We start from the raw sequence: 13,267 nt of genomic DNA on the forward strand, positions 1-13,267 counted from the left end.
GCAATGAAGTATGCAAGGGCTAGCTATTAAAACAACAGGCCGCCCTTTTGGGGAGCGGCCTGGTTAAAACTATGCGGGCAACTTGCCGTGTGGTGTTTCCGAAGGGAATCGAACCCATATCTGCTGAATCGGAATCAGCAATTCTATCCGTTGAACTACAGAAACATTCCGCAAAGATATAAATTCCGGTGGTTAAATTTTCTAATAATTGTACCCGCATTTTTATTTGATACAGCTTTAGCAGTTTGCGTGTTGAGCAAGTATAAAAATTTTCAGCAGTTTTATGGAATACCATTTACCTTTACATCATCCTAAAAAAACGTAAGGATGAAAAACCGTTTTAATACCCAGGCCATTGTTTTAATGTTAATTATAAACATTGGCACCGCACAGGCTCAAAAATACAATTTGCTAAAGCCTAACTGCGCAAATACCATAAGTTGCGCCAGCAATCAATACGGCATCAACCAACAAACTTTGGCATTGGCAAAGGCTCCTAAAAACCAGTTCAGTATTATTGTTAACCCCCAATTTAAACCCGTAAATTTTATATCGGTTTCCGAAAACTATTACCTATCGCAAAGCCAGCGTGTTGACACCAGTATTTTTAGTTTGATAAAGCCCGAATGGAAACAAGCGTCGGCAGCACAAAAGGCCGTTATTATAGCACAGGAAAAAGCGAATTTTGCTACACTGGCAAAAAAATACCATGCGGCAAGCAATGCCGGCCAGCAATTAATTTATATGGTTAACAACACCCCCAATGATGTTGCACTGCAAATGCAGGACTGGAGTTTTATTGGTATTTTAGAAGCCCTTATTGGCCAAAACCAGTGGCGCGCGGTGCAGTACTGGCAGTTTAGCACCTGCGGTAACAGTTATTTATTAAAACATATTGCACCAGGTAATTCGTTATCGTTTATTGCGCCTGTATCAATGGGTAATTATAAAACCACACTGCGCTACAAAATATTGGGTAAAAATATTTTTTACTACAGTAACTCGTCAGGGCTGACGCATAAGAATAGTTAAAAGTTGATATGGTTATGAACAAAGTGTTGGAAACGTAGGTATAACTTTTGTGGTTTCGGGAGGATTAGAGTCGGGTTAGCGTTTTTTCTTTGTAAAAGCATATGACGACTTCACTTCACAATCATTTTAGATGGATACCTGATCCTCGTACAGGTAATAATAAGAAACACAATTTACTGGAAGTTATCATTTTGTCGGTATTGGCCGTTCTATGTGGTGCAGAAAGCTGGTACGAGATGGAAGAATTCGGGAAGGAGAAAGAAGATTTTTTAAAGCAGTTGCTGCCTCTTGAAAACGGCATACCCAGTCATGACACGATCAACCGGGTTTTTATGCTGATCGATTCGGCGCTTTTTGAACAGTGTTTTCGTGCCTGGACAGCGGAACTTAGCCGGGGTCTTGAGGAGTCGGGCCTGTCTGGCGAAAAGGAGTTGATCGCTATCGATGGAAAGAGCATCTGTAACAGCGCCTGCAAACACCAGGGGTTGGGGGCCTTGCATTTGGTAAGCGCCTGGTCGGGTCGTAACCAGTTGGTACTGGGGCAACAAAAAGTGGATGACAAGAGCAATGAGATTACGGCGATCCCAGCATTGTTATCGCTATTGAACATCAAAGGGGCGGTAGTAAGCATCGACGCAATGGGTACACAGAAAGCGATTGCTGAACAGATTGTCGAAAGCCAGGGCGATTATATCCTTGCTTTGAAACAGAACCAGGAAACACTTTATGAACAGGTAATCAATCAGTTCAACTTTAAAGAAGACAGTTACAGCCAGCACCTGGATAAGGGCCACGGGCGGGCGGAGATCAGAGACTGCAAAGTCATTCATGAACTTAACTGGGTTGACGAAAAGGAAAATTGGAAGGGAATAAAGACCATCATCAAAATAACCTCGGAAAGGATAATAGGTGACAGCCACTCCATACAAGACCGCTACTATATCTCCAGCCTCCGTGCTGATGCTGCCTATTTTAACCAAGCCATCCGCGCACATTGGGGCATTGAGAACCAATTGCACTGGCAGTTGGATGTCGGATTTGGCGAAGATTACAATACCACACGGAACAAACAGACCGCCCAAAACCTTGCCGTAGTCAGAAAGATAGCCCTAAATATCCTAAAAGCCGACAAAACCAGTAAGGCCAGCCTGAAAGCAAAAAGAAAAATGGCCGGGTGGAACCATAAATTTCTTCTTTCATTAATCGCTAAAACAAATTCCTAATGCGTCGGCCCTGAGTAACTCGTTTGAGGGCAACATAACTTATTGCGATTTATATGATACCGTGCATTCCGCAGATCAAAAGCTAGAAACCTTTGCAAACTACAGCCACTAACAGTAGGCTTAATTAGTTTGGGCAGTAATGCTTCACAACACATCAGTGTTTATTGCCAAAACGTTTAAACAGTTTTAAATAATAAACCAACCTGGCATTTATTAACGGCTATTGTAAATTACAATAGCTATAAAATAAGCTTATCAACATAAATTATACACATTTGTGTAGATAAGTAACACCCTAATACACAGTTTTTACAAGCCTCGTACACGGCACTATATATTTATTAAATAACAGGTATAGTGCAGCATACACCCTGCGCCCCAAAAAACATACAGCACTCAGTTAGCTTTTTTAAATAACGCGCATTTAATTTACTAATAGTTAATTTAAAGCAACAAACAATTAATTTTAGCACTTTGGTATCATATTGGTTATAAAAGATTTACAAAATTAAATAACCAAAACATGAACACAACATTACCTTTACGCCTAACGTACAACAATTCGGACGTTGTTTTTTACATCCTCAACAACAAGCCCTGGGTTATGGAAGATGATATTACGGTTTCTATAAAGGGCGAAACCTATAAATTGTATAAAAACATGGGCCGGTGGAAAGCACAGGACGAAAACGCCCCTAACGGAAACCTGCTTGCCGCCATTGGCGATTCGATTGCTTTACGCTACCGCATATAATTTATTGATAAATAACGCCATAGGCGCAAATAGCACTTATTGATCCGGGCATTGGTTTATCAGTTTTTTAAGTTCTATTTCGGCAAAGGCGTCTTCCAACTGGGTTTTGCTTATCTTTTTGTACAACTCATCTTCAAACGATTGTACAACATCACCCAGTGCTTTTAACAGCGGGTTTTCGGTATAATTAAATTCGCGTAAAAAGCCCAGCATGGTTACAGCCTCAAAGGGCGTTAACTCAATATCCAATTTATCGTTCATTCAGTTATAAACGGTAAGGTTAATTAATTGTTTAGGGCCATGGTGTAATTTTATTTTAGCGGCGCAGTTAACTGCTGACATAGGGCTGTCATCCCGGGCAACTAATTTGCACCCATATTTAAAACTAAATTACTATGGAAAAGCTTTATTTAGTAAACCAAAACCGGGCAACGCCGCCAAATTTTTATCGCGAGTTAGAGCCTTATGTACTGATATTTAAAACCAACATTAAAACCCAGGGCGATAAATTTACCCTAAAACCCCTTTTAGATGCACACCCGCTAATAAGCCATTGGAACGTTGATTTAGAAGACATTGACTGCGTGTTGCGCATTGTAACCAGCCATTTATGCCAGCAAAACATTGCCGACCTGCTTACCCGGCGCGGCTATTACTGCACCGAACTAGATTAACCATATTTTTTAACTACAAAGGCAACCTATTTTTAAGTTAATACGTTATAAAAGCAGTTAAAGGGCAGGTTCGTGGTTTTTATGTTTAGTTAATTGTGATTGAACCGGCGCCATTGTTATTTTAAATAGCAATGGCGTTTTTTTTATACCGCGTTAGCTACCTTAAAAGGTTTAATATCAATATTTTCCCAAATTTTATTAACAATATAAGGCTCCTGGTTTTGCCAGGCCAACAATTGCCCGTGGGTTTCAAACTGCAATATCATTACCGAACCTACCATGCGGCCATCATCATCAAGTATTGCGCCGCCTAAAATATAATTTCCGCTTGCGCGAAGTTGCAGGGTGCCTTCCAGGTGTTTTGGGCGTACCTGCATGCGGCGTTCTAAAGCACCGTCATCGGTATAATCGTGGCCGGTTATTACGTATTGGTTCATGGTTTTATTTGCATATGTTTAATATCGGATTTCGGATGTTCGATTTGAGATTGATTTAGCTCCGAATTTCCGATTTGGGATCTGTCTTTCTACCTACGCGTTCTTCGCGTGGGGAGAACATCCAAATCAAAACAAATCCCAAATCGAAAATCAAAGATCCGAAATCAACAATAGTTAGTGTATCTATTACAATATTAAATTATTTTAGGGATATTTGAATTTTAAATGGTTGCCCATTTGCAAAACCAATTACACAATCTGCATGAAACATAATTTACAACAGGAGTTTCAAAAACTTTACGGCACCGAAGCTCAACACACCTTTTTTTCGCCGGGACGGGTAAACCTTATTGGCGAACATATTGATTATAACGGCGGCCTGGTAATGCCTTGCGCTATTACCCTGGGTACCTACATGTTAACCGCGCCCAATAACGATGGTGTATTGAGGTTTAAAAGCGTAAACTTTAAAGAAGAGCTGGAAGCGCCAATCCAAAACTCGTATCAAAAAGATGGCGATAGCTGGTTTAACTACCCGCTGGGCGTTATCCATTATTTTGTAAAAGGCGGCACCGCGGTGCAGGGCCTGGATATGCTTTATTATGGCGATATCCCGATTGGTTCGGGCCTGTCGTCGTCGGCATCTATCGAGGTGGTTACCGCCTATGCTTTTAACGAGTTATTTAAAGGCGGCTTTAGCAAGCTCGAGCTGGTGCTGATGGCCAAAAAGGTTGAAAACGAGTTTATTGGCGTTAACAGCGGCATTATGGACCAATTTGCCGTTGCCTTTGGCGAAGAGAACAAAGCCCTGATGCTGGATTGCGATACCCTTGACTACGAAGCTGTTGACAGCAACCTGGGCGATTACCTGCTGGCTATTATCAATACCAACAAACCGCGCAAACTGGCCGAATCTAAATACAACGAGCGCGTGCAAGAATGCCAAACTGCCTTAAAAGAGTTACAGCTTGAGCTGGACATTAGCAACCTGTGCGAACTTACCGTGCCCATTTTTGAGCAGTTTAAACACCTCATTACCAACCCTACAGTACTTAACCGCGCCACACACGTAGTTGCCGAAAACGACCGGGTAAAGCAAGCCGCCAAAGCACTTGCAGCAAATAATCTGGCCGAGTTTGGCAAGCTCATGTACGCATCGCACAACTCGTTACAACAGCTTTATGAGGTTAGTGGTGCCGAACTGGATGCCGTGGTTGAATACGCCGCAACCGATAAAAACGTAATAGGTGCCCGCATGACGGGGGCCGGCTTTGGCGGTTGCGCCATTGCCCTGGTTAAAAAAGATAGTTTAGATAGCTTTACCGCAGGCCTAACCGAATACTATACCGCCAAAGTTGGTTATGCACCATCGGTTTATAGCTCGCTTATTGGTAACGGCGTTGGCGAATTGCACGAGGCCGTTATTGTATAACCCATGCGTAAATTAAAGTTAGACGAGCTTAACCGCGCCAGTGTTGAAGAGTTTAAGGCGCAGGATAAACTGCCCGTTGCCGTTGTTTTAGATAACGTGCGCAGCCTGCACAACGTAGGCTCGGTTTTCCGCACGTCGGATGCTTTTGCGGTAGATGTGGTTTGCCTTTGCGGGATAACCGGCACACCGCCAAACCGCGAAATAGAAAAAACTGCACTAGGCGCAACCAACTCGGTTAACTGGAAACATTATGCCACCACACTCGAAGCTGTGCACCAGCTTCGGGTTGATGGTTACCTTATTATTGCCATTGAACAGGCCGTTGATAGCACCAAACTGCACGAGTTTGAACCCATACCCGGCGAAAAATACGCCCTTATTTTTGGCAACGAAGTAAACGGCGTTGCCGACGATGTAATGGAACAAATTGACGGCTGTATTGAAATACCGCAGTTTGGCACCAAACACTCCTTTAATATTGTGGTATCGGCAGGTATTATTTTGTGGGACTTTTTCTCGAAATTGAATCTCAGTTAAGCAACCTGCTCCTGCAAAAAATATCCTCACAAAAAAACCGTTAATTAAGCATGGTAAAAGCTGGCTGTTTAATAAGCTCCCGGCAAAAATTATTTTGAATTAACATTCGGTGTTTAGCGCTGCCTTATCCATTTTCGGCTTCAAGCAGGCTTCTATAAATATTAAAACTTTCATCGTCAAAACAAACAAAGGCAACTTCGGCAATGCCCTGGTTTGCGTTTAAAAAAGCGGTAACTGTGTCAAAAGCAATTTGTGCCGCAGGTTGTTTTGGGTAACCATAAATACCGGTACTAATATTAGGGAAGGCTATGGTTTGTATACCATGCGCAAGCGCCAATTGTAAACTATTGTTATAGCAGTTGGCTAACAGTTGGGCAACCTGGCCCTTGCCGCTGTTATAAACCGGGCCAACGGTATGTATTACATATTTTGCAGGTAAGTTACCGCCGGTGGTAATCACAGCTTCGCCGGTTTTACAGCCGCCTTGTTTGTTGCGTATGGCAATGCACTCATCAAGTATGGCCTTGCCCCCGGCTCGGTGAATAGCGCCATCAACCCCGCCACCACCTAAAAGGCTACTATTGGCGGCATTTACTATAGCATCTGCTTTAATTTTGGTAATGTCGCCTTTGGCTAATGTTATTTTACCGTACATGGTGAGTTTTATTTATTGGTAACAGTTTTACAAGGTGCCTTGTTTAGTTGTTTATTAACAGTGTAACATACCGTTTTTTGTTGCCATATTAAAAAATTAAAATTTTACTGTAACCATTTTATTTTAGTTAAGTTTCCAATACAAATAACAACAATAAAACAAATTGAATACGCTGACCGATAATGCTATTATGCTGAAAGTGCGAGCCGGAGACCTTGACCGCATGGGGCTGCTTTTTGAGCGGTACAACAGGCAGCTTTACGGCTTTTTGTTCCACATGACGTATAAGCGCGAGGCCAGCGAAGATATGGTGCAGATGGTTTTTTATAAGATGCTTAAATACCGCCACACTTTTACCGGCGACGGCGAATTTGTTGCCTGGATGTACAGCATAGCCCGTAATACGATTATTGACGAGGCTAAAAAAAATAAAAAACACCTGCACGACAGTGCCGAAGACATGGCCGAAGTACTGCCAAGCGATATGAGTACCGACGGCCAACTGGAGCGAAAACAAGAAAAACAAGAACTGCATAAGGCAATGAGTAAACTAAGCACCGACCAACGCGAAATATTAACCATGAGCCGTTTCCAGGAGTTAAAGCACCAGGAAATTGCCCAAATACTTAACATTACCGAAGGTGCAGTTAAGGTGCGCGTACACCGCGCTATGTGCGAGTTGAAAAATATTTATACAAAAATGGTAAGCTAAACAGAGATAAAGATGAAATGTGAGCAATACGAGGATCTGTTTACAGATTTTATAAACCAGGATCTCAGCATCCCCGAAAGGGAAAACATGGAGCAGCACTTAGCCGCCTGCCCCAATTGCACTGCCCAACTATTGGCTATGCAACAGCTATGGAATATCATGGGCACTATTGAAACGCCCCAGCCATCGGCACATTTACAGGTTAAGTTTAATGCCATGCTTAACACTTACAAGCAGGAAGTTGCCGAGCAAAAAAATGGCTTTTGGCAAACCGCCAAAGCAGGCTGGAGCCGCTTATGGCAAATGCAACCACAATGGCCAATGGCTTATAACCTTGCCATATTGGTAATATGTTTAGGTGGCGGCTTTTTTTACATGCACAACAGCGGCAGCAATAATAATGATAAGCAATTGCAGGCCCTTAACAACGAGGTACACGAACTAAAGCAAACCATGATGCTATCGTTGCTGGAAAACCCTTCGGCTTCGGAGCGGATACGTGGGGTGAGTTATACGCCCGAAATTAAACACGCCGATAAAGAGGTGATTGACGCCCTGCTGGCAACCCTTAATAACGACCCTAATGTAAATGTTAGGTTAAGCACGCTGGATGCCTTGAGCCATTTAGCCAACCACCCGGAAGTTAGACAGGGCTTGATACAGTCAATCAGTCAGCAAGATTCGCCGCTCATGCAATCGGCCATTGCCGACTTGATGCTCAAGTTGCAGGAAAAGAAATCGATAACACAGTTTAAAGAGCTGCTGAAGCAAAAAAACCTCAATACCACCGTTCGCGATAAAATAAGCCAAACCATTAAAATTTTAATTTAACCCTTATAACATTATGAAAACAAAGTTTTTAATTCCGCTTTTGGCGGGATACGGCCTCTGCCTTGCCCAATTGAGCGCCACCGCACAAGATTATAAAACCCACATTAGCAAGCAATTTACCCTGCAAAAACCGGCAGCCAATACTTTAGTAGGTATATACAACACCTTTGGTTCGGTAACGGTTGAGGGCTATAACGGCAACAACGTATTGATAGAAGTTGACGAGACGATAAGCGGCAACACCAATGCCGATGTAGAACAAGGCAAAAATGAGTTTAAATTAAAGTTTGAGCAAAACGCCGATACCATTATGGCCTACATTATCGCACCCTGGTACACCAAACCAAGTGCCCGCGGCTGGCATTACGATAGCGACAATGTACACTACACCGTTAAACTTAATTTTGTGGTAAAGGTGCCCAACAATGTAAACCTCAATGCATCAACAGTTAACAATGGCAGTATTGATGTAAAAGATGTGTATGGCACGCTAAAAACCAATAACGTTAATGGCCCAATTAGTATAATTAATGCCAAAGGCGCAACCGCGGCGTATACGGTTAACGGCCCAATTACGGTTAATTACGTGGCGGTGCCCAATAGCGAGTCGTCATACAAAACCATCAACGGTAAGTTAACCATTACCTACCCGGCCAATTTATCGGCAGATATGCAGTTTAAAAGCATGAACGGTGCTTTTTATACCGATTTCCCCGAAGTAGAGGCCTTACCGGCAGTAATTACCAAAAACCAGAGTAAAAAAGATAATGCAACCGTTTACCGCCTTAATAAAGATGTGCAGGTGCGCGTTGGCAAAGGCGGCAAACTGTTTAAATACGAAACCCTTAACGGGAACATCTATATTAAAAAACAATCCTAATTAATAAATTTACAAAATAATGAAAGCAATTAAATATACAGGCGCATTAATAGCCGCCGCGCTGTTATCCGCAAGGTTAATGGCCCAACAGCCAGATCAGTTAGTAGTTCCGTTGAGCGACCCCGGAAAACCATATAAATTGAGTGTCGACCTTGTTTTTGGCTCCATTAAAGTAAGCACCTACGAGGGTAAAGATGTTGTGATAGAGGTGATTAATGAATCGAAAAAAAGAGATGACGACGACGACCATGACCATGAACGCAAAGGCGGAATGAAACGCATTGCCGGCGGTGGCGGCCTTGATATTACCGCTAAAGAAAGAAACAACGTTGTTACCATTAATACCGATATGCCGATGAAAAATATAAACCTGAATATTAAAATTCCGCGTGGTGTGAGCAATTTAAAACTATCAACCGTTAACGGTAGGGGTATTTGGGTGAGCAACGTTAGCGGCGATCTGGAAATATCAAACACCAACGGCTCTATTACCTTAACCGATATATCTGGTTCGGTAGTGGCCAATACGGTTAACGGTAGCATTAAGGTTAACTTTAAAGCTGTTGATAATAAGGCACCTATGGCGTTTTCAACCCTTAATGGCAGTGTTGACGTAGTTTTCCCGGCCAACCTGAAGGCTAACGTTAAACTAAAATCGGACCAGGGCAACGTTTACAGCGATTTTGATATTGCTGCCGACAGGCAAATACCCAAAGTTAGCAAAAGCAATAGCCAGGGCATGTACCGCCTATCGGTTGATGAAACCGTTTACGGCAAAATTAACGGCGGCGGCCCCGAAATGCTGATGAAAACCATGAACGGCAACATCTATCTGCGTAAAGCTAAGTAGTTGTTGGGCTTTTGTTATTGAGTTATTAAGGGCTCAATGTTTCAACAACGTTCTTAATCTACCTCAACAGCCTAAATGGCCTATATCTATTACAGACGCTTTTTTATTCCCTCCCCGGGGAGGGGTGCGTTGGGTTGTGATTGGCAGGGAGGGGTTTATGCGAGAGCAATGCGAATAAACCCCTCCCAGCACCCTCCCGTTAGGAGGGAATAGCACGGGCCAATGCTCCTTTTTTAAAATTCAAACTCTAAATAACATCTCTTTTTAATTCCTGTAAGGAATTAGGTTAATAAACAATCACCACCCTTCCCATCCTCATCCTTATGAAAACTTTTAAACTGGTTTTAATTACCATATGGCTATGCCTTGCTCAAAATTTTGCGCAGGCGCAAACAAACACGGCTAAAATTAGTGGCCTGGTGTTAGATAAAGCACAAAAACCTATCGACGGCGCAAGCGTTACCTTAATTGCCGCCAAGAATTCGGCAACGGTAAAAGCAGTGCTTGCCAATGCCGATGGTAGTTTTTTGTTTGATAACCTGGCCGCAGGTAATTATTGCATAGCAGTAACCACAATGGGTTATAGCACCTACCGCGGCACACCAATAAATACAGGCACCGGGCAGGCTATAAAATTACCCGCTATTATTTTGGTGCAAACCAGCAAAGCCCTGCAAGAAGTTGCCATCACCGAGCAAAAAAACTTTGTAGAACATAAAATAGACCGCACGGTGGTAAACGTAAATGCCCTGATTAGCAATACAGGTGCAAACGCGCTTGAAGTGTTGGAGAAATCGCCGGGGGTTGTTGTAGACGAAAATGGCAACATTAGCTTTAAAGGTAAAGGTGGTGTTATGGTGATGATTGATGATAAACCCACCTACCTATCCGGCGAAAACCTGGCTAACTACCTTAAAGCCATCCCGGCCTCACAACTAGACCAAATTGAGCTGATGAGCAACCCACCCGCTAAGTATGATGCATCGGGCAGTGCGGGGGTTATCAACATCAAAACAAAAAAATCAAAGGATGCAGGTTTTAACGGCACTTTTGCCGCCAGCGTAGGCCGGGCCAAATACTGGCGCACGCTGGAGAGCCTTAACCTAAACTACCATGTAAACAACATTAACCTGTTTGCCAATATGGGTTACGGCGTGGGCAATAATTACCGCCGCTTAGATGTTACACGCACATACCTTAATGGGCAGGGCAACATCACATCGGGCTACCTCGAAACGGCATTTTTTCACCCCATGAGTTATAACCCCAACATTAAAATGGGGATGGATTACTACCTATCGCCCAAAACAACGTTTGGTGTTGTGCTTACGGGTATGTTTACAACGGGCCGCAATACCAACCCGGTAAACAGTTTTATAACCGATAGCAAGGGCAAAACAGATTCGGCCATAATAGCCTACAACACCACCCGCAGCAAGTTTTACAACAAAGGGGGCAATTTAAATTACAACCACCAGTTTGAGCAAAAAGGCCACGAACTGAGTTTTAATTTAGATTACCTAAATTACAATTCGGGCCGTACACAATCATTTAGCAACAGCAGCTATAACAACGCAGGTGTTTTGGGTAGCCAGCAAAACATTACCGACGATTTGCCTGCCAACATTAACATTTACGCCGCCAAAACCGATTATGCCAAACCCCTTAGCGCCAAAGGCAAGTTTGAGAGCGGCCTTAAAACCAGCTACGTAAATACCGATAATGCCGCCTATTACTTTAACGTGCTTAACAACGTTAGCACCGTTGATAATAACAACAGCAACCACTTTATTTACAAAGAAAACATTAACGCGGCTTACGTTAATTTTAATAAAGAGTATAAGCGTTTTTCGGCACAGTTTGGCCTGCGGGCCGAAAACACCAACGTAAGCGGCCACCAACTGGGCAACGCCCAAAGTCCCGATTCGGCTTTTACACAGCACTATACCAGCCTGTTCCCAACAGGTTATGTGTTGTATAAGTTAGATACTGCGGGCTCGCACACGCTAAACCTATCCTACGGCAGGCGTATAGACAGGCCGTACTATCAGGATTTAAACCCCTTTGTAACCATATTAGATAAGTATAGCCAGTTTGAGGGCAATCCCTTTTTAAAGCCTCAGTTTGCCAGCGAGTACCAACTAACGTATGGCTACAAAAGCTGCTTCTCGTTAACGGTAGACTATAATGTAATTAACGATTACCAGGTTGAATACGATATGCAAAAAGGCGATATTTTTTTAGCCACAACCATGAACCTGGGCCAGCGCGTACATTGGGCGTTTGAAATTTACTGGGCATTAAAACCTGTAAAATGGTTTAACTTTACCCTAAACGGCGAGTTAGACCATAATCAATTTTCGGGGCAGCTCGTTAATTCGTTCATCAACAACAGTACAACCTATTTGTATGTAAACGAGGTTAACCAGTTCAATTTTACAAACGGCTGGGCGGCCGAACTGAGTGCATTTTATTTATCGCCAGCCAGAGACGCGCAGTTTACGCATATTTACCGCGAGCAGATAAACGTTGGCATATCAAAAAAGGTACTCAACAATAAAGGCACCATAAAGCTTAGTGCGAGAGATATTTTTAAGGGCAATTATTCGGCAGGCAACATTACCAATATACCCAATGTACTTGCAACCTACCATAATGATAATGGAAACCGATCTGTAACGGCGGGCTTTACCTACAACTTTGGCACAACACCCAAAAACGAAAAAAGGCGAAACAGCAGTGCCGAAAGCGAACAAGACAGGGTGAGGAATTAACCAATAAAATAATTAAAACACTGCAAAACAAATAGTTAATTATATTAAACTGTATTTTACGTTAAATAACGTAAAATACAGTTGTAAAACTGAAAAATAAGTTTCACCTTTGGTTTATGGAAGAGTTAACCAAAACCGAAGAACGCATTATGCAGGTACTATGGAACCTTGGCCCAGCGTTTGTTAAAGATATTATTGATAAACTGCCCGGTGAGCCTAAGCCGCCTTACAATACCATATCGTCGGTAGTGAGGTTGCTGGAGAAAAAGGGCTATGTAGGTTTTAAGGCTTATGGCAAAACCTACGAGTATTTTCCGCTTATCACAAAAACCGCCTACCGCAAGCACACCTTTGGCAAACTGTTTAAAGATTACTTCGACGGCTCGGCCGAGAGCCTTTTATCCTTCATGGTAAAGGAAGAAAATTTGAGCAACGACGAGATCAGCAACATCAAACAACTTATTAACAAGCAATAA

General features: G+C 42.7%; 15 protein-coding genes and 1 tRNA gene. 12 read left to right on the forward strand and 4 right to left on the reverse strand.

Annotated features, from left to right (window positions below; genetic code table 11):
• Window positions 1–90: 90 nt before the first annotated feature.
• Window positions 91–165: transfer RNA gene (locus BDD43_RS24500), tRNA-Arg, on the reverse strand.
• Between the two features lie 162 nt (window positions 166–327).
• Between BDD43_RS24500 and BDD43_RS24505 the strand changes: the two genes are divergently transcribed.
• From BDD43_RS24505 to BDD43_RS24515, 3 genes are all read left to right on the forward strand, one after another.
• Complete coding sequence (locus BDD43_RS24505) at window positions 328–1,032, forward strand: hypothetical protein (RefSeq protein WP_121200635.1); 705 nt, start codon at window positions 328–330, stop codon at window positions 1,030–1,032.
• A 101-nt stretch (window positions 1,033–1,133) separates the two neighbouring features.
• A complete protein-coding gene (locus BDD43_RS24510; RefSeq protein WP_121195558.1) occupies window positions 1,134–2,255 on the forward strand; it encodes an ISAs1 family transposase in 1,122 nt (373 codons plus the stop codon).
• A gap of 523 nt (window positions 2,256–2,778) precedes the next feature.
• On the forward strand, window positions 2,779–3,009 hold the full coding sequence (locus BDD43_RS24515; RefSeq protein ID WP_121200637.1) for a hypothetical protein: 231 nt from the start codon (window positions 2,779–2,781) through the stop codon (window positions 3,007–3,009).
• 36 nt (window positions 3,010–3,045) lie between these two features.
• Here BDD43_RS24515 and BDD43_RS24520 read toward each other — a convergent pair whose 3' ends face one another.
• On the reverse strand, window positions 3,046–3,270 hold the full coding sequence (locus BDD43_RS24520; protein ID WP_121200638.1) for a hypothetical protein: 225 nt from the start codon (window positions 3,268–3,270) through the stop codon (window positions 3,046–3,048).
• A gap of 134 nt (window positions 3,271–3,404) precedes the next feature.
• Between BDD43_RS24520 and BDD43_RS24525 the strand changes: the two genes are divergently transcribed.
• Window positions 3,405–3,683, forward strand: a complete 279-nt coding sequence (locus BDD43_RS24525) for a hypothetical protein (RefSeq protein ID WP_246001781.1) — start codon at window positions 3,405–3,407, stop codon at window positions 3,681–3,683.
• Window positions 3,684–3,826: 143 nt separating this feature from the next.
• On the opposite strand, the gene BDD43_RS24530 is transcribed toward BDD43_RS24525, so the two are convergent.
• Window positions 3,827–4,120, reverse strand: coding sequence for a YciI family protein (locus tag BDD43_RS24530; RefSeq protein WP_121200640.1), 294 nt, complete (start codon window positions 4,118–4,120; stop codon window positions 3,827–3,829).
• Between the two features lie 262 nt (window positions 4,121–4,382).
• Here BDD43_RS24530 and BDD43_RS24535 point away from each other — a divergent pair, with 262 nt between their 5' ends.
• Together BDD43_RS24535 and BDD43_RS24540 are read left to right on the forward strand one after the other, a co-directional pair.
• On the forward strand, window positions 4,383–5,552 hold the full coding sequence (locus tag BDD43_RS24535; protein WP_121200642.1) for a galactokinase: 1,170 nt from the start codon (window positions 4,383–4,385) through the stop codon (window positions 5,550–5,552).
• A 3-nt stretch (window positions 5,553–5,555) separates the two neighbouring features.
• The gene (locus BDD43_RS24540) at window positions 5,556–6,089 is read left to right on the forward strand and encodes an RNA methyltransferase (protein ID WP_121200644.1); all 534 of its coding nucleotides are present in this window, start codon (window positions 5,556–5,558) and stop codon (window positions 6,087–6,089) included.
• Window positions 6,090–6,213: 124 nt separating this feature from the next.
• Here BDD43_RS24540 and BDD43_RS24545 read toward each other — a convergent pair whose 3' ends face one another.
• Complete coding sequence (locus BDD43_RS24545) at window positions 6,214–6,744, reverse strand: O-acetyl-ADP-ribose deacetylase (RefSeq protein ID WP_121200646.1); 531 nt, start codon at window positions 6,742–6,744, stop codon at window positions 6,214–6,216.
• A 163-nt stretch (window positions 6,745–6,907) separates the two neighbouring features.
• Here BDD43_RS24545 and BDD43_RS24550 point away from each other — a divergent pair, with 163 nt between their 5' ends.
• From BDD43_RS24550 to BDD43_RS24575, 6 genes are all read left to right on the forward strand, one after another.
• Entirely contained in the window at window positions 6,908–7,456 is a 549-nt protein-coding gene (locus tag BDD43_RS24550) for an RNA polymerase sigma factor (protein ID WP_211339730.1), read from the forward strand.
• Between the two features lie 12 nt (window positions 7,457–7,468).
• Window positions 7,469–8,287: a zf-HC2 domain-containing protein gene (locus tag BDD43_RS24555; RefSeq protein WP_121202109.1), complete on the forward strand. Its 819-nt coding sequence runs from the start codon at window positions 7,469–7,471 to the stop codon at window positions 8,285–8,287.
• Between the two features lie 13 nt (window positions 8,288–8,300).
• A complete protein-coding gene (locus tag BDD43_RS24560; RefSeq protein ID WP_121200650.1) occupies window positions 8,301–9,167 on the forward strand; it encodes a DUF4097 family beta strand repeat-containing protein in 867 nt (288 codons plus the stop codon).
• Window positions 9,168–9,186: 19 nt separating this feature from the next.
• Window positions 9,187–10,017: a DUF4097 family beta strand repeat-containing protein gene (locus tag BDD43_RS24565; protein WP_121200652.1), complete on the forward strand. Its 831-nt coding sequence runs from the start codon at window positions 9,187–9,189 to the stop codon at window positions 10,015–10,017.
• A gap of 323 nt (window positions 10,018–10,340) precedes the next feature.
• Entirely contained in the window at window positions 10,341–12,791 is a 2,451-nt protein-coding gene (locus tag BDD43_RS24570) for an outer membrane beta-barrel protein (protein ID WP_121200654.1), read from the forward strand.
• 116 nt (window positions 12,792–12,907) lie between these two features.
• Window positions 12,908–13,267, forward strand: coding sequence for a BlaI/MecI/CopY family transcriptional regulator (locus BDD43_RS24575; RefSeq protein WP_121200656.1), 360 nt, complete (start codon window positions 12,908–12,910; stop codon window positions 13,265–13,267).

Source organism: Mucilaginibacter gracilis (assembly GCF_003633615.1).
Lineage (GTDB): Bacteria > Bacteroidota > Bacteroidia > Sphingobacteriales > Sphingobacteriaceae > Mucilaginibacter > Mucilaginibacter gracilis.